This is a genomic window from Streptomyces sp. SID8374, assembly GCF_009865135.1.
Lineage (GTDB): Bacteria > Actinomycetota > Actinomycetes > Streptomycetales > Streptomycetaceae > Streptomyces.
In genome coordinates, this window is the sequence record NZ_WWGH01000001.1 from 4,223,123 (window position 1) to 4,240,552 (window position 17,430).

The 17,430-nt window shown below is 72.4% G+C and carries 19 protein-coding genes and 2 pseudogenes; 8 read left to right on the forward strand and 13 right to left on the reverse strand.

The genetic code is table 11. The features are described 5' to 3' along the window. Positions 1-23: 23 nt before the first annotated feature. Together GTY67_RS18605 and GTY67_RS18610 are read right to left on the reverse strand one after the other, a co-directional pair. Positions 24-1,169: a winged helix DNA-binding domain-containing protein gene (locus GTY67_RS18605; protein ID WP_343238707.1), complete on the reverse strand. Its 1,146-nt coding sequence runs from the start codon at positions 1,167-1,169 to the stop codon at positions 24-26. 26 nt (positions 1,170-1,195) lie between these two features. Next, positions 1,196-1,792, reverse strand: coding sequence for a DinB family protein (locus GTY67_RS18610; protein ID WP_161280163.1), 597 nt, complete (start codon positions 1,790-1,792; stop codon positions 1,196-1,198). 95 nt (positions 1,793-1,887) lie between these two features. Here GTY67_RS18610 and GTY67_RS18615 point away from each other — a divergent pair, with 95 nt between their 5' ends. Further along, positions 1,888-2,901: a WYL domain-containing protein gene (locus GTY67_RS18615; protein ID WP_161279399.1), complete on the forward strand. Its 1,014-nt coding sequence runs from the start codon at positions 1,888-1,890 to the stop codon at positions 2,899-2,901. A gap of 4 nt (positions 2,902-2,905) precedes the next feature. Here GTY67_RS18615 and GTY67_RS18620 read toward each other — a convergent pair whose 3' ends face one another. Beyond that, positions 2,906-3,829, reverse strand: coding sequence for an LLM class F420-dependent oxidoreductase (locus GTY67_RS18620; RefSeq protein WP_161279400.1), 924 nt, complete (start codon positions 3,827-3,829; stop codon positions 2,906-2,908). Between the two features lie 152 nt (positions 3,830-3,981). After that, complete coding sequence (locus GTY67_RS18625; protein ID WP_161279401.1) at positions 3,982-4,881, reverse strand: NAD(P)-binding domain-containing protein; 900 nt, start codon at positions 4,879-4,881, stop codon at positions 3,982-3,984. Between the two features lie 49 nt (positions 4,882-4,930). Here GTY67_RS18625 and GTY67_RS18630 point away from each other — a divergent pair, with 49 nt between their 5' ends. Next, on the forward strand, positions 4,931-5,281 hold the full coding sequence (locus GTY67_RS18630) for a helix-turn-helix domain-containing protein (protein WP_093692735.1): 351 nt from the start codon (positions 4,931-4,933) through the stop codon (positions 5,279-5,281). Positions 5,282-5,420: 139 nt separating this feature from the next. Here GTY67_RS18630 and GTY67_RS18635 read toward each other — a convergent pair whose 3' ends face one another. The 3 genes and pseudogenes from GTY67_RS18635 to GTY67_RS18645 all read right to left on the reverse strand — a co-directional run. Continuing rightward, on the reverse strand, positions 5,421-6,275 hold the full coding sequence (locus GTY67_RS18635; protein ID WP_161279402.1) for an alpha/beta fold hydrolase: 855 nt from the start codon (positions 6,273-6,275) through the stop codon (positions 5,421-5,423). A gap of 36 nt (positions 6,276-6,311) precedes the next feature. Continuing rightward, positions 6,312-6,530 (reverse strand): annotated as a pseudogene (locus GTY67_RS18640) (hypothetical protein); the annotation flags it as partial. Between the two features lie 187 nt (positions 6,531-6,717). Further along, positions 6,718-6,885: pseudogene (locus GTY67_RS18645) on the reverse strand (TetR/AcrR family transcriptional regulator); the annotation flags it as partial. Positions 6,886-6,968: 83 nt separating this feature from the next. On the opposite strand from GTY67_RS18645, the gene GTY67_RS18650 reads away from it, so the two are divergent. The 3 genes from GTY67_RS18650 (at position 6,969) to GTY67_RS18660 (ending at position 8,662) form a co-directional block, all read left to right on the forward strand. Then, complete coding sequence (locus tag GTY67_RS18650) at positions 6,969-7,439, forward strand: helix-turn-helix transcriptional regulator (protein ID WP_093692726.1); 471 nt, start codon at positions 6,969-6,971, stop codon at positions 7,437-7,439. A 43-nt stretch (positions 7,440-7,482) separates the two neighbouring features. After that, a complete protein-coding gene (locus tag GTY67_RS18655) occupies positions 7,483-8,190 on the forward strand; it encodes a hypothetical protein (RefSeq protein ID WP_161279403.1) in 708 nt (235 codons plus the stop codon). Between the two features lie 130 nt (positions 8,191-8,320). Further along, positions 8,321-8,662, forward strand: coding sequence for a DUF2516 family protein (locus GTY67_RS18660; protein WP_030566729.1), 342 nt, complete (start codon positions 8,321-8,323; stop codon positions 8,660-8,662). Here the strand turns inward: GTY67_RS18660 and GTY67_RS18665 are convergent. From GTY67_RS18665 to GTY67_RS18675, 3 genes are all read right to left on the reverse strand, one after another. Further along, positions 8,635-10,014, reverse strand: coding sequence for a PP2C family protein-serine/threonine phosphatase (locus tag GTY67_RS18665; RefSeq protein WP_093692724.1), 1,380 nt, complete (start codon positions 10,012-10,014; stop codon positions 8,635-8,637). The two genes, GTY67_RS18660 and GTY67_RS18665, sit on opposite strands and share 28 nt — an antisense overlap. A gap of 275 nt (positions 10,015-10,289) precedes the next feature. Beyond that, positions 10,290-11,381 (reverse strand): C40 family peptidase, encoded by a 1,092-nt coding sequence (locus tag GTY67_RS18670; protein WP_093692734.1) that lies wholly within the window; start codon positions 11,379-11,381, stop codon positions 10,290-10,292. 266 nt (positions 11,382-11,647) lie between these two features. Further along, complete coding sequence (locus tag GTY67_RS18675) at positions 11,648-12,433, reverse strand: class I SAM-dependent methyltransferase (protein WP_093692723.1); 786 nt, start codon at positions 12,431-12,433, stop codon at positions 11,648-11,650. 199 nt (positions 12,434-12,632) lie between these two features. On the opposite strand from GTY67_RS18675, the gene mshA reads away from it, so the two are divergent. Then, on the forward strand, positions 12,633-13,985 hold the full coding sequence (gene mshA / locus GTY67_RS18680) for a D-inositol-3-phosphate glycosyltransferase (protein WP_161279404.1): 1,353 nt from the start codon (positions 12,633-12,635) through the stop codon (positions 13,983-13,985). A 72-nt stretch (positions 13,986-14,057) separates the two neighbouring features. Beyond that, on the forward strand, positions 14,058-14,570 hold the full coding sequence (locus GTY67_RS18685; protein WP_093692721.1) for a YbjN domain-containing protein: 513 nt from the start codon (positions 14,058-14,060) through the stop codon (positions 14,568-14,570). Here GTY67_RS18685 and GTY67_RS18690 read toward each other — a convergent pair. Further along, a complete protein-coding gene (locus GTY67_RS18690) occupies positions 14,548-15,552 on the reverse strand; it encodes an aminoglycoside phosphotransferase family protein (protein WP_343238708.1) in 1,005 nt (334 codons plus the stop codon). The two genes, GTY67_RS18685 and GTY67_RS18690, sit on opposite strands and share 23 nt — an antisense overlap. A gap of 290 nt (positions 15,553-15,842) precedes the next feature. Here GTY67_RS18690 and GTY67_RS18695 point away from each other — a divergent pair, with 290 nt between their 5' ends. After that, entirely contained in the window at positions 15,843-16,658 is an 816-nt protein-coding gene (locus GTY67_RS18695) for a hypothetical protein (RefSeq protein WP_161279406.1), read from the forward strand. A 93-nt stretch (positions 16,659-16,751) separates the two neighbouring features. Here GTY67_RS18695 and GTY67_RS18700 read toward each other — a convergent pair whose 3' ends face one another. Further along, the gene (locus tag GTY67_RS18700; RefSeq protein ID WP_018511077.1) at positions 16,752-16,994 is read right to left on the reverse strand and encodes a hypothetical protein; all 243 of its coding nucleotides are present in this window, start codon (positions 16,992-16,994) and stop codon (positions 16,752-16,754) included. Beyond that, positions 16,991-17,239 (reverse strand): hypothetical protein, encoded by a 249-nt coding sequence (locus tag GTY67_RS18705; RefSeq protein WP_018511076.1) that lies wholly within the window; start codon positions 17,237-17,239, stop codon positions 16,991-16,993. The genes GTY67_RS18700 and GTY67_RS18705 overlap by 4 nt, the downstream gene beginning before the upstream one ends. Between the last annotated feature and the right edge of the window lie 191 nt (positions 17,240-17,430).

Below are 17,430 nucleotides of genomic sequence, written 5' to 3' on the forward strand. Positions count from 1 at the left end.
CTGCCCCGGCCGCCCGGGGCCCCTCACGACGATGAGGCGACCCGTACCCGCCGACTCTCCCCGTCGGAGAGGAACACCGCCAACTCCTCGCCCTCCTCGCCGACTTCGTCCCGTTCGGCCCGGGAGAACGCCCGCAGCGGCGTCACCACCACAGTGCCCATGTCCCCCTCCACGTCCCAGGTCGCGGAGACCCGGCCGTCGACCAGGACGACCCGGGCACCGGCGACCGACAGGCCCCGGTCGGCGTCGTCGATGATCCGGGTGCGGTCGTCGTAGCCGAGGATCGCGTTGTCGAACGCGGGCAGGAACCGTACGGGCGCCGGGGTTTCGGGGTCCGGGCGCGGCGCGTCGGGGAGGTCCAGCAGCTCCCGGCCGCGCTCGTCGCGGAAGGTGACCAGCTCCCCGCGGAGGGCGGCGACCGCGCCCGGCAGCCCGGCGAGGCCGGACCAGGCGCGTACGTCGGCGGTGGCGGCGGGCCCGTACGCGGCGAGATAGCGACGTACCAGCTCCTGCCCCACCGGGTCCGAGCCGTCCTCCGCGGGCAGCGGGTCGATCTCGCGCCCCAGCCAGGCGGAGACCAGCGCGTTGCGCACCCCCGCCTTCGTCCGCCACACCCCGCGCGGCGGCAGCTGCACCATCGGCAGGACACCGGCGACGAGCATCTCGCCGAGCGGCCGCGTCCCCGGCTCCGGCCAGCGGTCGGCGACCGCGCGGGCGAGCTGGGCCATGGAGCGGGGCTCGCCGTCGGCCAGCACCGCCCGCCCGGCCGCCGCGAGTTCGTCGAGGTCGACCCCGGTGAGCTCGCGACGGTAGACCCCGAGCACGCGCTGCCGCAGCATGGCGTTGTGGCGGGCCCGCCAGGCGAGGACGTCCTCGGCGGTGACGAGGTGGACGGTGCGGCGCATGAGATGGGTGCGTACGACGTACCGGCCGGTCAACAGGTCGTCCAGCGCGCCTGGTTGGAGCCCCCGCAGCCGCGACCAGAGGCCGGTGAACGGCTCCTGGGGTTCCTGCGCCTGCAACCCGCAGAGGTGCGCGACGGCGTCCAGGGGCGGTACGTCGGCCCGGCCGAGCAGCAACTGCCGTGCCAGCGTTGCCCGGTTGAGCGCACGGACGCCGAGAACGGGCGAACGGCCCGCGTTCTGGCGTCTGGTGGGCGTACGGGTCACGGGATGACGGGGCACAGGATGACGGGTCACGTCGAGGTCTGCCCGTCGACCGCCTCGCGCAGGATGTCCGCGTGCCCGGCGTGCTGGGTGGTCTCGGCGATGACGTGGATCAGCACGCGGCGGGCGCTGCGTACGGCCCCGGGCTCGTTCCAGGGGACGTCGGGCAGCGGGTGCGTGACCGACAGGTCGGGGAGGTCGGCGACGGCCTTCTCCGTGCGGGCGGCGACCTCCTCGTACCGGGCGAGAATGCCGGCCAGGGTCTCCCCGGGCAGCACCTGGAAGTCGTTCCGGCGGTCGATGGCCCACTGCGGGTACGCGCTCGCGGTCCCGGCCGCGAAGTCCTCCCAGGTCACGCCCTCGGGCAGGTCGAAGGCCATCGCGGAGGGGCCCTCGACGACGAAGCGCAGCCAGCTCTCCTCGGTGGAGGCGACGTGCTTGACCAGCCCGCCGAGGCAGAGCGCGCTCACGGTCGGCCGCTCGGCGATCTGCTCGTCGCCGAGCCCCCGCACCGTACGGATCAGGGCGGCACGGGCCTCGGCCAGCTCGGCGAGGAGGTCGGCGCGCTCGCCGTCGAGGGCGGGGGAGGGGGCGGAGGAGGTGGACGGGGAGGAGGTCATGGTCATCGGGCCTTTCGGTTCGTACGCGTTCTCGGGCACGGATCCACCATCCCAAGAGAAGCGGACAGGTTGTGTCCGCTACTCCGTGCACCATGGATGCCATGCCGAAAACTTCAGCGCGGCTGCTGTCGCTGCTCTCCCTGCTCCAGGCGCGCCGGGACTGGCCGGGGGCGCTGCTGGCCGAACGGCTGGACGTCAGCCCGCGTACCGTACGCCGCGATGTGGACCGGCTGCGGGAGCTCGGCTATCCGGTGGTGGCCATGAAGGGCCCGGACGGCGGTTACCGCCTCGACGCGGGTACGGAGCTGCCCCCGCTCCTCTTCGACGACGAGCAGGCCGTGGCCCTGGCGGTGGCCCTCCGGATCGCCACCACCACGGGCGCGGGCATCGAGGAGGCGGCGGCCCGCGCGCTGCACACGGTCCGCCAGGTCCTGCCCGCCCGGCTGCGCCACCGCGTCGACACGCTCCAGGTCACGGCCGTGGACCGCCCGGCGACCCGCCCGGAACCCCAGGTGGACGGCGGCGTGCTGATGGCGCTCGGGGCGGCCGTCCACGCGCGCGAGGTGCTGCGCTTCGACTACAGCCCGATGTCGGAGCAGGGCGCGGTACCGGAACAGCCGCCCCCGCCCCGCCGGGTGGAGCCGCACCACCTCGTCACCTGGGGCCGGCGCTGGTACCTCGTGGCCTGGGACCTCGAACGGGCCGACTGGCGGACCTTTCGCGCCGACCGGATCGCCCCGCGCACCCCCACCGGCCCCCGCTTCACCCCGCGTGAGCTGCCCGGCGGCAGTGTGGCGGCCTTCGTCACAGCCCGGTTCCGGGGCGCCACCGCGGCCACCGAGGACGGCGTCGGCGGCTGGCCCTGCCGAGGAGAGGTGATCCTCGGCCTCCCCGCCGCCGACGTCCTGCGCCACACCCGCGAAGGGATCGTCGAGGAACTCGGCCCGGACCGCTGCCGCCTCGTCCTCGGTTCCTGGTCGTGGCTCGGGCTGGCCGCCGCGATCGGCAGGTTCGGCGCGGACATCGAGGTGATCGGCCCACCCGAACTTGCGGCAGCGTTCGGGCACTTGGCCACCCGCTACGCGGCAGCGGCGACGCCACCCCGTCACCCGTGACGTGTCAGCCGGCCAGCTCCCCGAGGAACGCCCAGGTGCGGCGCCGATCGGCGTCCCCGGCCACCTCCGTCCCCGCGAAGACCACCTCGGTGGCCCCGGCGTCCCGGTAGCGCCGCACCTCCGCGGCGACCGTCTTCTCGTCGCCGATCACCGCCACATCGACGGCCCGCCTGCCGCCGGAGAGTTCGATGGCGCGGGTGTAGGACGGGATCTTCTCGTAGAACGCCAGCTGCTCGGCGACCCGCTCCCGTACGGCGTCGACGTCGTCGGTCACGACACCGTTCACCAGCGCGACGATCCGGGGCGCGGGCCGCCCGGCCGCCTCGGCCGCCGCGTTGACGGCCGGGACGATGTGCTCGGCCAGGGCGCGGGGCCCGGCCAGATAGGGCAGGATTCCGTCCGCCAGCTCCCCGCTGACCCGCAGGGCCTGGGGCCCCATGGCGGCGACGAGCAGGGGCACCCCGCCCTCGGCACCAGGGACGCGCGCGGGGATCGGGGTGGTCGCGGTGAGCAGCTCGCCGTGGAAGTCGGCGGCGCCGGTCTCGGTCAACTGCCGTAGAGCGGTGAGGAATTCCCGCAGCCGGGCGATGGGCCGCTCGAAGGGGATCCCGAACCCGCCCTCGACCAGGTGTCTGGCGCCGAGGGCCAGACCGAGGTGGTAGCGGCCGTGGGTGGCGGCCTGGGCGGTCTGGGCCTGGCTGGACACCAGGAGGGGGTGCCGGCCGAAGATGGGGACGGCGGACGTCCCCACCTGGAGGCCGGGCACCTCCCGCCCGACGATGCCCGCGAGCGCGGGCGAGTCCACGCCGAAACGCTGCCCGAACCACGCGGACCGCAGCCCGGCGGCCGCCGCCTCGCGGGCGAGCTCCACGGTGGAGTCGATCTCGTTGTCGGCGTCACGCGCGTTGAGTGCTACTCCGATAGCCATACGGATACCAACGGGCGTCGGCGGGCCCGGCATTCCGTACGGGTGTGAAGGCCGCTTGTCATTCGTATGAACGGCGACGCGGCTCTCGTACGAACACCAAGTGGCCTACTCCTGGCGGGACTTGTCCAACTCGACCCCCGGAGGGCGGCGGCTCACCCCCGCCGCCCCAGCAGCTCGGCAACCCGGTGGAACCCTTCCTCCCCATGACCGAGCCCGATGGCCTGCCGGGCGAGGCCCTCGGCGGCGCGCATGACGCCCGCGTCGATGCCGTGGGTCTCGGAGGCATGGATGACGTGGGCCATGGTGGACGCCGCCGAGGTGAGCGGGTTGCCCTCGCCGGAGAACGTCCCCCGGTCCACCTCCTCCGCGGCCTCCGTGAAGATCGCCGGAAGGATGGCGCCGATCCCGGCGGCGAAGGGCGCCAGCTCCCGGGCCGTGATCCCTTCGGCCCGGGCCACCGCCAAGGCGTGGTTGAAGCCGGACATCGCGGTCCAGAAGATGTCCAGCAGCGCGATGTCGTAGGCCGCCGCCCGGCAGATCTTCTCGCCGAGGTGGGTGTGGGTGCCGCCCAACGCGTCGAGTACGGGCCGGTGTTCGCGGTAGAGGTCCTCGGGTCCGCTGTAGATGAGGACGGCGTCCGGGGTCCCGATGGTCACGGTCGGCGTCATGATCGCCCCGTCCAGGTACCGGACGCCGTGCCCGGCTGCCCACGCCGCCGCGTCCCGGGCCCGGTGCGGGGTGTCGGCCGTCAGGTTGACCACCGTGCGCCCCCTGAGCGCACCGGCGACCGCGTCGGGCCGCAGGATCGCGTCCACGGCGTCGTAGTTCACGACGCACACGACGGTCAGCGCACTGGCGGCAACGGCCTCCTCGGCCGAAGGGGCGCTGACCGCCCCGCGTACGACCAGCTCCCGGTCCCGCCCCGGCGTCCGGTTCCATACGGTGGTACGCAGCCCGGCATCGAGGAACGCGCCCGCCAGGGCCCGCCCCATCGGCCCCAGCCCGATGACGGTGACGGCAGACCGGTCATGCTGCTCACGCGACAGAGACATAGCTCAACTCCTGCAAGTAATAGGTGTTTTCTCGACGAATGGGGAGATGATGACGCGCAGCCGTGCCCAGGACGTGAACGTCTGCGGGGTCACCGCCGCGATCGCCGTGATCGACGGAAAGTGGAAGACGGGCCTGATCTGGCTGCTGTCGTCCGGCCCGCGCCGCCCGGGCGAGCTGCGTCGTCAGCTGCCGGGCCTCAGCGAGAAGGTGCTGACTCAGGCGCTCCGCGAGATGGCGGCCGACGGGCTGGTGCACCGGGAGGTGCACGACGTACTGCCGCTGAAGACGACGTACTCACTGACCGAGGAAGGCCGGGAACTCTCCGAACTCCTCGACGCCCTCTCCGACTGGGGCCACCGCCGCCTGGAGAGGCTCACCGAGACCCGGCCGGCCTCCTGACGCATCACGCCCCCACTCCCTGTCCTGGCCTCTCCCGGCAGTTCCTCCGCCCGCTCCACCAGGATCGGCCCCTCGACGCCCGTTGCCCAGTACCCACAAAAAGGTGGGTACTGGGCAACGGGGTGGGGTGGAGGCCGGGTCAGTGTGCCGCGAGGCCGGCGAGCAGCTCGGCGGCGGGCTTGGGGTGGACGAGCCAGCGCAGGTGGCTGCCTTCGAGGGTGCGGACGTCGAAGGGGTTGTCGGGGGTGAGCGCGTCCGCCTCGCGGATCATGCGGTCCTGGACGGCGGGCGGAACGCTGGCATCGTCGGCCAGGCGGACATAGGTCCTGGGTATCCGGCCCCAGGTCGCGGCCTGTGCCCGGTCGGCCGACGTACCGGCGTCGAGGTTCTCGTCGGGCTGGAAGGTGTTCAGGAAGGTACGGAACTCGTCATCGGTGAGGTCGGCGGCGAACGCCTCCTTGAACGTGGCGAGCGCCGCCGGGTCGGCGGTACGGAAGTTGGTGCGGAGCAGGCCGAGTTCGGCCGGGTTCCCGACGAGCGTGGCGGCGAAGGCGGCCGGATCGACGTCCGTCATCTCCGGCTCGGCGTAGTAGCCGGCCACATCGAGGTCGACGGGGCACCAGGCGGAGACGTAGACGATCCGGTCGATCAGCTCGGGCCGGGCGTTGGCGACGGCGGTGACCGTGGCGCCACCCCTGCTGTGGGCGACGAGGATGGTGGGCCCGTTCCGCTTGGCCCGTTCGAGGGCCTCGATCACGCGGGCGGCGTTGGCGGCGAGCGTCACGCCTCTGATACGCCCCGGTTCCGCGGCGAGGGCGCCGAGATCCTGGGGCGCCTGGTAGGCCGCGGGGAAGGTCGCCTCGAACCCGTGCCCCGGCAGGTCGACCGCGGCCGATCGGTGGCCGAGCAGAGCGAGTTCGGCTTGCAGCGGTGCGAACGAGAACGAGTTCGCGAAGGCTCCATGGACAAGAACGAAGGTCGGCAGATTCTGCATGCCTCAGCCTCCAACAGAATGATCTTCGGAACAAGGTCAGGGGTTCGGCCGGATCTCCGGGACGTCGGCGACCACGCGGCTGACGCTGTCGGGGCCGCCGGAGCCGTTGGCCAGGGCGACGAGTTCGCGGACGGCCTGATCGGGATCGCTGATCTCGCTGAGCACCCGGCGGATGTCATCGGTGGCCACGACGGTCGACAGACCGTCGGAGCAGAACAGGTAGCGGTCCCCCTGCCGGGCGTCGTGCAGGCGCAGTGTTTCCACCATGCAAGCGTGTGCCCACCGAACTGCTGCCCGCGCACTGTATGCGAGGGCTGACAGGCCGGGCAGGGAGCGTGTGTGCCGGGCGACGGAGCCGATGCGCACGTGCCGGGAAGGGACATGCGGTGTCCGTTCCCGAAAGTTCTGGGTCGAGGAGGTGTCTCTGACCTGGGTTTTGTCAGTTCTGCTGGGATAGGCCCGTGGCGCGCTCGGCCCGCAGGTTCGCGATCTCGCGCCTGATCGCGCCGATGACGTAGGCGCTGACGGTCTCCACGGCGCGCATGACGGTGTCGACATCGGCGTGGTCGTCGAAGGCGGCCAGCGTGGCTTCGGTCATGGCGAGGCCGTTCGCGTGCTTGCGCCCACGTGGCGCGCGACACTTTTGCAAGCATGCGCTTGCAATAGTTAGCACCGGCGTTGCAGTATCGAACCATGGCATCACTCAACGTCGGCAATCTCGGTGAGTACCTCCGGGAGCAGCGCAACGCCGCGCAGCTCTCGTTGCGGCAGCTCGCCGAGGCCGCCGGGGTGTCGAACCCGTATCTCAGCCAGATCGAGCGCGGCCTGCGCAAGCCCAGTGCGGATGTGTTGCAGCAGGTGGCCAAGGCGCTGCGGATCTCGGCCGAGACCCTCTACGTACGGGCGGGGATCCTCGACGAGCGGGAGCGGGAGGAGCTTGAGACGCGGGCGGTGATTCTGGCCGATCCGTCGATCAACGAGCGGCAGAAGAACGTCCTGCTGCAAATCTACGACTCCTTCCGCCGCGAGAACGGGTTCGTGCCCGAGGCGGACGGGACGCCCGAGGCGGACGAGACGGATGGGGCGCCTGAAGCGGATGGGACGCCCGAAGCGGGCCCGGCGCTCAAGGCGGATGCCACGGAAGACGACAACCCTCACAGCTAGCCACAGCACCAGCTGCTTCTGATGATCCGGGAGGACCACAGTCATGGCCATCACCGATGACCTGCGCAAGACCCTCACCGACCGCACGCCCCTCTACTTCGCCGCCGGTACGGCCGACCTGGCCGTGCAGCAGGCGCTCAAGGTTCCGGCGCTGATCGAGCAGCTGCGGGCCGAGGCGCCCGAGCGGTTCGAGGCCGTACGCAACACCGACCCCAAGGCCGTGCAGGAGAAGGTGACCACGCAGGCCAAGGAGGCCCAGGCCACCGTGCAGGCCAAGGTCACCGAGGTGTTCGGGGCACTCGACGCCGCCGACCTGAAGAAGCTCGGCGAGAGCGCTCAGGACCTGGCGCTGCGCGGCGTGGGCATCGCCGCCGAGTACGCGGTGCGGGCCCGGGAGACGTACGAGAGGGTCGCCGAGCACGGTGAGCAGGCCGTGCGGACCTGGCGCGGTGAGACGGCCGACGAGATCGTCGAGATCGCCGCCGTCGTGGAGGCCGAGCCGAAGGCCGCGCCGGCCCCGAAGCCCGCCGTCAAGAGCGAGCCGAAGGCCGCCGCGACCAAGAGCGCGCCCAAGCCCGCCGCCGCGAAGCCCACGGCCGTGAAGCCCGCGCCCGCCGCGAAGCCCGTCGCCCCGGTCGAGGCCACCCCGGCCGATGTCGCGCCCGCCGAGGCCAAGGCCGCGCCCGCCAAGAAGGCTCCCGCCCCGCGCAAGCCCGCGGCCAAGAAGACCACCCCGCCCGCCGGGAAGTGACCCCGGCGGCTCCGTCCCGTACGTACGAAGAGTGACCGGGGCGCGAGGCGGGCACCTTTAACGGTGCGCGGTTCGTTGTCCCGGTACCTTGGCCGCAGGGCGCTCATCCACTCACTAGGCGGTTCACACCATGTTGCTCTCCGCATTCGGCTCACTCCTCCAGCTGCTCTACCTGGGCATGCTGGTGCTGGCCGTGGTCGCCTTCGTCTTCGCGGCGACCGCCCGGGAGGACGCCTACCGTGCCGCCGACAAGAAGAAGAAGTCCTTCTGGCTGATCATTCTCGGCGTCGCCGTCGCCGTGAACCTGCTCATCCCCTTCCTCTTCCTCCAGCTCGCGGGTGTGGTCGCGTCGATCGTGTTCATGGTCGACGTACGGCCCGCGCTCAAGGAGGTCTCGGGTGGCAGCGGCGGTGGCCGCCGGGGCGGTTCCAGCAGCGACGGGCCCTACGGGCCGTACAACGGCGGCCGCTGAGCACGCGCGGCAGCAGGAGCGGCAGGAGCGGTCGATACGGGGCCGGGGCGCGAGGCGCTCCGGCCCCGTCGCCGTATCCGCTCCGGGTCGCGGCCCAGCAGCAGCACCGCCACGTCGTCCGTCAGCTCACCGCCGTTCAGCTCCCGCACCTCGGCGACCGCCGCCTCCAGCAGCTCCTCGCCCGCGAGCCCCTGCTCCAGCCGGCTGTTGACCATCGCCACCATGCCGTCCTGGCCGAGCCGCTGACTGCTGCCCGCCCCGACACGGCCCTCGATCAGCCCGTCCGTGTACATCATCAGGCTCCACTCCGCGCCCAGCTCCACCTGGCGGCGCGGCCACCGGGCGCGCGGGAGCAGCCCGAGCGCCGGGCCGCCGTCCTCGTACGGGAGCAGCCGCGCCGGCCGGCCGTGGCGGGCCAGCAGCGGCGCGGGGTGGCCGGCCAGGCAGAGCCCGGCGCGGCGGCCGTCGGGGGCGATGTCGACGGTGCAGAGCGTCGCGAAGATCTCCTCGCTCTGCCGCTCGTGCTCCAGCACCTGCTGGAGGGTGGAGAGCAGCTGGTCGCCGCAGAGCCCGGCCAGCGTCAGGGCCCGCCACGCGATCCGCAGCTCCACGCCGAGCGCCGCCTCGTCCGGGCCGTGCCCGCAGACGTCGCCGATCATCGCGTGGACCGTGCCGTCCGGGGTGCGCACGGTGTCGTAGAAGTCGCCGCCGAGGAGGGCGCGGCTGCGGCCCGGCCGGTAGCGGGCCGCGAAGCTCAGGTCGGAGCCCTCCAGGAGCGGGGTGGGCAGGAGGCCGCGTTCCAGGCGGGCGTTCTCCTGGGCGCGCAGCCCGGACTCCGTCAGCTGGTGCTGGGCGATGTCGGCCCGCTTGCGCTCCACGGCGTACCGGATGGCGCGGCTCAGCACCCGCGCGTCCAGCTCGCCCCGGAAGAGGTAGTCCTGCGCCCCGACGCGTACCGCCTCGGCCGCCAGCTCCGTGTCGTCCTGCGCGGTCAGCACGAGGACCGCGTGGAGCGGGGCGATCCGCAGTACGTGGGTGAGGACCGCCAGCTCGTCGGCCCGGGCGGGGGCGGGCTCGGGCCGGTGCTCGGGGGCGGCGGTGGTTGTCGTGGTCGTCGGCACGGGCAGCGCGAGGTCCAGCAGGATGCAGTCGACGTCGTCGGTGAGCAGCCGCCCGGCCTCGGTGAGGTTGCGGGCGGTACGGATACGGACCCGGGTGCCGGCCGCCGCCGAGAGTTCGGGACCCGTGATGCTGCCCGCCGGGTCGTCCTCGATCACCAGGACGGTGAGGTCGGCGCCATGGTTGGTCTCCGCAGCGGGAACGTCACGTTGCTGCGGTACGGGTACGGGCATCGGTTCGGGTCCTCCCCTCCCCCCGAGGGTGCGGCGGTACGCCGATCGACGAACGCCAGTCGGGGACGATAGCGGTCTCCGGCGGGGGAACGGAATGGCGCATGGGGACCGGCCCCTGTCATATGCGCCGTCATAAGCCGCTTCCTGGCACGGATCCGGCGGGATGGGGCACGCCTGGGGTGGCGTAGAGGCCATGACAAACATCACCCGCGCCCGTGCCCGCCCGAACCCGTCGCGTGGCGCCGCTCACGTACGCCCGAAGGCCCCCGGCGGCCCTACTTGTCCGGCCGGACCACGCCCAGGATCTTCATGGAGCCCGCGCCCGCCAGCGTGACATGGCGGCCGGGGCGCGGGGAGTGGACGATCGCGCCGTCGCCGACGTACATCCCGACATGGCTGGCGTCGGCGTGGTAGATGATCAGGTCACCCGGGCGCATGTCCTGGATGTCGATGCGGGGGAGCAGCCGCCACTGCTCCTGCGAGGTGCGCGGGATCGGCCGGCCCGCCGCGGCCCAGGCCTGCGAGGTCAGCCCCGAGCAGTCGTACGAGCCGGGGCCCGTGGCCCCCCATACGTACGGCTTGCCTATCTGCGCGGTCGCGAAGGCCACCGCCGCCTTGCCGGCCGCGGTCGTCGCGCCGCTGACGGCGATGTTGGGCGTGGGGCGGGTGGCGAGCCAGGCGGTCTGCGCCCTGTTCGCGGCGTCCTGCTCCAGCTGGCGGAGGCGGGCCCGCTCCTTCTTCTCCAGCTGCGATTCGAGCTTCTCCGCCGCGGCTATCTGGGCGTTGATCTTCTTCTTGGCCTTGGCCTGCTTGACCCGGTTGGTCTCCAGCTTGTGCCAGTTGCTGCTGGCGTCCTGGGTGTACGTCTCCAGGTCCTCCTGGGTCCGGGTCAGCTCGGCCAGGACCGTCTTGCTCGCCTGCTGGCTGGTGCGGACCTTGTTGACCCCGTCCAAGAACAGCTGCGGGTCGTTGCTGAGGACCAGCTGGGCGCCGGGCGGCAGGCCGCCGTTGCGGTACTGCTCGCGCGCCTGGGCGCCGGCGCGGTCCTTCAGCTCGGCTATGCGGGCCTGGCCGTCGACGATCGCCTTGGCCAGCTTCACGATCTCGCCGGACTGCTTCTTGGTCTGCTCCTCGGCGAGGTTGTACGCGTCCGTCGCCGCTCCGGCCTTCCGGTAGAGCGTCTCTATCTGCTCGCGGACCTTTTCGAGGTCCTTCTCCGACGAGACCGGAGGGGAGGCGGGGGCCGAGGCCGAAGGGGACGGCGACGTGTCCGGCGTCGGTGCGGCCATCGCCTGGACCGGAACGGTCAGCAGGCCCAGCGCACAGACCAACGTGATGGCCGCGGCGGCGCAGTGGCGTCGGTTCACGAACTCCCCCAGCAAGAACGAAAATCAAGACAAAAGCAACAGAAGCCGGATAGCGTGCATCTGACTTACCATCAGTAACGTTCAGGCGACGTCGCGATCGTGCCATGTCGTCCCGTAAAGCAACAGAGGCAGTCGGTATCCGGCGACGACAGAGGCGCCCGGTGCCCGGTTCCTCTTGTCTTCCCCACCCCCAGGGACGAACGACACGCAGGCGGCGTTCCCGGTGTTCCCCGGAAGAGCATACTTTCGCCCGGTCGGGTGATCGTTCAGCGGCTGTCGGGCCGCAGCGCGTCCCACCCGACGGTGACCTCGCCCTGCCGCCACCGCCGTACGCCGTCGGTCACCGGCCAGTCGGCCGACAGCGCCCGCACCGCCGCGATCCACCGCTGCCGGGCGCCGAGCGACGCGTACGGGGAGGCCGCCGCCCAGGCCCGGTCGAAGTCGCGCAGGAACGCGTGGACCGGCTCGCCCGGCACGTTCCGGTGGATCAGCGCCTTCGGCAGCCGCTCCGCGAGGTCGGAGGGGCGCTCCAGCGAGCCGAGCCGGGTCGCGAAGGTGACCGTGCGCGGCCCCTCGGGCCCCAGCGCCACCCACACATGCCGCCGCCCGATCTCGTCGCAGGTCCCCTCCACCAGCAGCCCGCCGGGGGCGAGCCGGGAGCGGAGCCGCGCCCAGACCTCGGCGACCTGGTCCTCGTCGTACTGGCGCAGCACGTTCGCCGCCCGGATGAGCACGGGCCGCACCGCCAGCGGGATCTCGAAGCCGCCGTGGACGAAGGTGAGCCCCTCCCGCTCGTACGGCTTCGCGGCCGCGACCCGCTCCTGGTCGATCTCGATGCCCGCCACGGCGGTGCGGGGCTCGGCGGTACGCAGCCGGGCCAGCAGCTCCACGGCGGTCCAGGGCGCCGCCCCGTACCCGAGATCGACGGCCACGGGGGCGTCCGCGCGGCGCAGGGCCGGGCCGTGCACGGCGGCGATCCAGCGGTCCATGCGGCGCAGCCGGTTCGGGTTGGTGGTCCCGCGGGTGGCGGTGCCGATGGGGCGCTGGCGCATGCGGTGAGCGTATGCGACGGGGGAGGGGCGGGTACCCGGGTGCCCATGGGCCGGAGGGGCCCGGGCACAGGATGCCGCCGCCTCCCGCGTCCGTAATGATTTGGCAAAACGGAAATGAAAGGCAGGGTTCCGCTGTTTTCGCCCTTCGGAGGGCCCCGCGCCCCTCCGCGGCATGCCCTGAGTGAGGAGGACGGACGACGTGAGCCAGTACGTCTCCCGGCTCGGTTCCCCCCGGACCGGCCCCCGCATCAGGTTCCCCGGCGGCTTCCCCGGCTCCTCCCGCAAGCCGCGCCGCATCGCCATGCTCTCCGTGCACACCTCGCCGCTGCACCAGCCCGGCACGGGCGACGCGGGCGGGATGAACGTCTACATCGTCGAGTTGGCCAAGCGCCTCGCCGCGATCAACATCGAGGTCGAGATCTTCACCCGGGCCACCACAGGCTCGCTGCCCCCCGAGGTCGAACTGGCCCCCGGCGTCCTGGTCCGGCACGTCGACGCCGGTCCGTACGAGGGGCTCGCCAAGGAGGACCTGCCCGCGCAGCTCTGCGCCTTCACCCACGGTGTGATGCAGGCCTGGGCCGGCCAGCGCCCCGGCTACTACGACCTCGTCCACTCCCACTACTGGCTCTCCGGTCAGGTCGGCTGGCTCGCCGCCCAGCGCTGGGGCGTCCCGCTCGTACACGCCATGCACACCATGGCCAAGGTCAAGAACGCCGCGCTCGCCGACGGCGACACCCCCGAGCCGGCCGCCCGCGTCATCGGCGAGACCCAGATCGTCCACGCCTCCGACCGGCTGATCGCCAACACCGCCGAGGAGGCCGACGAGCTGGTCCGCTTCTACGACGCCGACCCCTCCGCCGTCGCCGTCGTGCACCCCGGCGTCAACCTGGAACGCTTCCGCCCTGCCGACGGCCGCGCCGCCGCCCGGGCCCGGCTCGGCCTGCCGCAGGACGCCCTGATCCCCCTCTTCGCGGGCCGTATCCAGCCACTGAAGGCCCCGGACGTGCTGCTGCGCGCGGTCGCCGTCCTCCTGGACCGGGACCCGTCCCTGCGCTCCCGCATCGTGGTGCCGGTGGTCGGCGGCCCGAGCGGCAGCGGTCTTGCCAAGCCCGAGGGGCTCCAGAAGCTGGCCGCGCGCCTGGGCATCGCCGATGTCGTACGGTTCCACCCGCCGGTGGGCCAGGACTGCCTGGCGGACTGGTTCCGGGCCGCGTCGGTGCTGGTCATGCCGTCGTACAGCGAGTCCTTCGGCCTGGTCGCCATCGAGGCGCAGGCGGCCGGTACGCCGGTGGTCGCGGCGGCGGTGGGCGGGCTTCCGGTGGCGGTACGCGACGAGGTCAGCGGGTTCCTCATACCCGGCCACGACCCGGAGGCGTACGCCCGCGCGATCGAACGGTTCGCGGACGCGCCGGAGCTGGTGAAGCGGATGGGGGCTGCGGCCGCGGCGCACGCGCAGTCCTTCGGCTGGGACACGGCGGCCTCGGCCACGGCCGACGTCTACACGGCGGCGCTGGCCGACCACCGCCGCCGGGCGCGTACACACCACGGCTGAGCCTCCGGTCGGCCCGCGCCGTACACCTGAGCCCCTCCTGCCCGCCGTCCCGGGCTGACGTACGCTCGCTGCATGGCTGACGTACCCGAGGAAACAGCAGCGGCCCAGGTCATCGAGGCGGTGCTGAACGATGCCGAGCTCCCCTGGGAGAGCCCCGCACCCGGCAACTACGTGGTGACCCTGCCCGGCACCCGCAAGCTGTCGACGACCTGCTCGCTCATCGTCGGCCAGCACTCCCTCTCCGTCAACGCCTTCGTCGTCCGCCACCCGGACGAGAACGACGCCGAGGTGCACCGCTGGCTCCTGGAGCGCAACCTGCGCCTCTTCGGGGTGAGTTACGCCATCGACTCGCTCGGCGACATCTACCTGGCCGGCCGGCTGCCGCTCTCCGTGGTCACCCCCGTGGAGCTGGACCGGCTGCTCGGCGTGGTCCTGGAGGCGGCCGACGACTCGTTCAACACCCTCCTGGAACTGGGCTTCGCCAGCTCCATCCGCAAGGAGTACGCGTGGCGGACGTCGCGTGGCGAGTCCACCCGGAACCTGGACGCGTTCAGCCACCTGATCAAGCGCTCGTCCGACGACTGACGGCGTCCAGGGCGGCGACGAGGTGGGGCGCCACCAACTGCCGTGTCTCCCGGGCGGATTCCTCGCCGACGTCCCGGGGCACGGTCTCGACGAGCATGATCAGGTAGAGGTAACTCCGGTACAGATCAAGCCGAAGCCGCACGGACGCGCCGAACTCCGCCCGTACGCCGGTTGATTCGGCATACCCGCCGAGGAACTCCCGCTCCAGCTCCCCGAAGAGCGCGAGCGAGACGAAGTCGGCCACCGGGTCGCCCCAGAACATCCGCTCCCCGTCGATGATCCCGCCGACGGCCCGCGCCCCGGGCTCCCCGGTGACCAGCAGGTTCCCCGGCCACAGGTCGAAGTGGACGAGCGCGGGCCGGGTCACGTCGTCCAGGACGGGGGCGGCGCGCGCCAGCACCGTACGGATGCGGTCGACGGCGTACGGAAGCGGCGCCCGGTACGTCTCGGCGTCGGCGAGCACGGCCTCGGTCATCGCCGTGAACGCGGTACGCCAGGTGGGGGCGAGCGGCCCGAACGGCTGAGCTGGATAGCCGAAGCCGCCGGGCCCGGTGATGGAGTGCAACCGACCGACGAGAGAACCGAGTTGAGTACGGAGCCGGGCTTCGTCCCCGGTGTCCTCCAGGCCGTCGGACTCGTGCCAGGGGCGGCCGGGGCAGGCGGTCATGACCAGGTACGCGCCGGTCGGGGCGGCGGGGTCCGGCTCGCTGCGGACGACGCGGGGGATCGCGGCGCCGGCGGCTTGCGCGGCGGCGGTGCAGAAGGCCACCTCGTTGACGAGGAGGTCACGTTCGTACCGCAGACCGGCGGTGTGCGGCGGGGGCGTCTTCACCACCCAGTCGCGGCCGTCGGTGAGCGTGACGCGGGTGACGGTGTTGTACGTGCCGCCGGTGAGGGGCGTGCAGGAGGCGAGGTCGCGGTCACCGACGCCGAGGGCGCGCAGGATGCGGGGGAGGGGTGGGGGCGGGGCCTGGTCGGGCACGGTGGCTGACGTCCTTTCCGGCTGCGGCTGCGGCGCGGCGGATGGGGGCGTACGGGCGTGGGGCTGTACGGGCATGTGGCTGTACGGGCGTGGGGTTGTACAGGAGGCCCGCACAGTGCGTTCACAGGATGATCACAGCCGAATCACGATCGCGGGAGAGGGCCGTCGGCCGGATCATCGCTCACAGTTTCGATCGTAAAGTGTGGATCACTGCGACGGTCCGTCCCGGGCGGCGTCGAAGTGCCGTACGGGGAAAGGACGGTTGCTCCCCGACCCGGAGATGAAGAACCATGCGCGCCACTGCCGTACGCCGTACCGCCCTCGCCGCCTGTGCGGTCTCGCTCACCCTGCTGGCCACGGCCTGCGGCGGCTCGTCCGACGCGGATGCGGGCGACGGGAAGAACGACAAGGCCGGGAGCGCGGCGGGGAGCAGCTCGGCCCCGAAGACCTCGGCCAAGGCGCTCGGCGCCGCCGAGCTGGAGACGGTGTCGCTGAAGCAGGGGGACGTCGAGGGCCACAAGATCGCCGAGGCGGGCCCGGACGACGAGGTCCCGGCGGACGGTCTGAAGGCCGACAAGGCGGTCTGCCTGCCGGTCGTCCACGCCATGTACGGCGTGGCGGAGGCCGGTTCGCAGGCCACCACCAAGCGCAGGGTGGTCACCGAGCCGAAGAAGACCGACGCCAAGAAGTCGATCGAGGACCTGACGAAGGGCGAGACCGAGGACGCCCTGACGGCGGCCTTCGACCTCACGTCCACCCTCGTCGCGCTGAACGCGTACGACGGGACGGCGGGACCGGACACGTTCGCCGCGCTGAAGAAGGCCGCGGCGGACTGCGCGGGCGGCTTCACCGCCACGGTGGCGGGCGAGAAGCAGAAGATCGCCTCGATCACCGAGGAGAAGGTCACCGGCGGCGACGAGGCGGCGGCCTGGACGGTCACCTCGGAGGAGGACGGCGCGAAGGCCCCGTTCAAGCTGGTGGCGCTCCGCAAGGAGGGCACCGTGGCGACGTTCCTCTCCTTCAACCTGGCGGCGGGCCGGGACGGCGGCGCGAAGTTCACGGTGCCGGTGGAGCTGGTGGCGGCGCAGGCGAAGAAGCTGGGCTGACGCTCCTGCCGCGCCCCTGCCCGGGGGCTCGGGCTTTTTCAGGCCCTCAGGACAGGCTCAGGACAGGGCAGAACAGGGCGGGACAGCGCAGGGTCAGGGCAGAGGAACGAGCCGTACGACGGTGACGGTCAGCACGGACCGGGAGACGTAGTAGAGGACGATGGCCCCGGAGACGGTCGCCTCACGCCGGTCCCGCTCGCTCTTGACGGCGGACGAGGCGTGCCCGTACGGCTCCCTCCCCAGCGTGCGGGCCATCTCGTCCCGGAAGGACTGCCCGTCGCGCATCTTGGCCAGGGTGTCGTCGGCGGGCGGGGCGTAGGAGATGCGGAAGCTCAAGCGACGCTCCGCCTCTCGGCCTCGTCCTGCGCCAGCCGGTCCAGGATCCGTTCGGCCTCGGGATCGGGGACGGCCTCCAGCATCCAGTGCCGCATGACGGCGGAGATCTCGTGGACCCCGGCCTCGTTGATGGCGAGGTCGAACTCCTCGCGTCTCTCCTCGGGCAGCGCGGCCCGGATGTCCGGGATGCTGTTGGGCACCTCGACCTCGGTACCCCCGACGAAGGTCTTCAGAGACTCGCCCATGATCGCTCTCCCCGATCTCCTTGCCTTTGGCGCTGACCGTGCGCCTGCCTCGCACGGGGCCGCCCGCCGACAGCCTGGGGCCACCGTAGTGCGTGGGCAGCGGAGTTGGGCGGGCGGGAGCGCGACCGGTGCAGGACCGGGACGGCCGAGCTGTACGGCAGCCCTCCCCGGCTCCTCTAACATGATCTGCT

What these genes read in the sequence shown, in the direction of transcription:
- GTY67_RS18685 (WP_093692721.1), top strand. Translation starts at nt 14,058, where the DNA reads ATGGCTGACGTACCCGAGGAAACAGCAGCGGCCCAGGTCATCGAGGCG.
- GTY67_RS18615 (WP_161279399.1), top strand. Translation starts at nt 1,888, where the DNA reads ATGCCGAAAACTTCAGCGCGGCTGCTGTCGCTGCTCTCCCTGCTCCAG.
- GTY67_RS18635 (WP_161279402.1), bottom strand. Translation starts at nt 6,275, where the DNA reads ATGCAGAATCTGCCGACCTTCGTTCTTGTCCATGGAGCCTTCGCGAAC.
- GTY67_RS18665 (WP_093692724.1), bottom strand. Translation starts at nt 10,014, where the DNA reads ATGCCCGTACCCGTACCGCAGCAACGTGACGTTCCCGCTGCGGAGACC.
- GTY67_RS18695 (WP_161279406.1), top strand. Translation starts at nt 15,843, where the DNA reads ATGCGCGCCACTGCCGTACGCCGTACCGCCCTCGCCGCCTGTGCGGTC.
- GTY67_RS18625 (WP_161279401.1), bottom strand. Translation starts at nt 4,881, where the DNA reads ATGTCTCTGTCGCGTGAGCAGCATGACCGGTCTGCCGTCACCGTCATC.
- GTY67_RS18705 (WP_018511076.1), bottom strand. Translation starts at nt 17,239, where the DNA reads ATGGGCGAGTCTCTGAAGACCTTCGTCGGGGGTACCGAGGTCGAGGTG.
- GTY67_RS18620 (WP_161279400.1), bottom strand. Translation starts at nt 3,829, where the DNA reads ATGGCTATCGGAGTAGCACTCAACGCGCGTGACGCCGACAACGAGATC.
- GTY67_RS18610 (WP_161280163.1), bottom strand. Translation starts at nt 1,792, where the DNA reads ATGACCATGACCTCCTCCCCGTCCACCTCCTCCGCCCCCTCCCCCGCC.
- GTY67_RS18675 (WP_093692723.1), bottom strand. Translation starts at nt 12,433, where the DNA reads ATGCGCCAGCGCCCCATCGGCACCGCCACCCGCGGGACCACCAACCCG.
- GTY67_RS18660 (WP_030566729.1), top strand. Translation starts at nt 8,321, where the DNA reads ATGTTGCTCTCCGCATTCGGCTCACTCCTCCAGCTGCTCTACCTGGGC.
- GTY67_RS18655 (WP_161279403.1), top strand. Translation starts at nt 7,483, where the DNA reads ATGGCCATCACCGATGACCTGCGCAAGACCCTCACCGACCGCACGCCC.
- GTY67_RS18650 (WP_093692726.1), top strand. Translation starts at nt 6,969, where the DNA reads ATGGCATCACTCAACGTCGGCAATCTCGGTGAGTACCTCCGGGAGCAG.
- GTY67_RS18630 (WP_093692735.1), top strand. Translation starts at nt 4,931, where the DNA reads ATGACGCGCAGCCGTGCCCAGGACGTGAACGTCTGCGGGGTCACCGCC.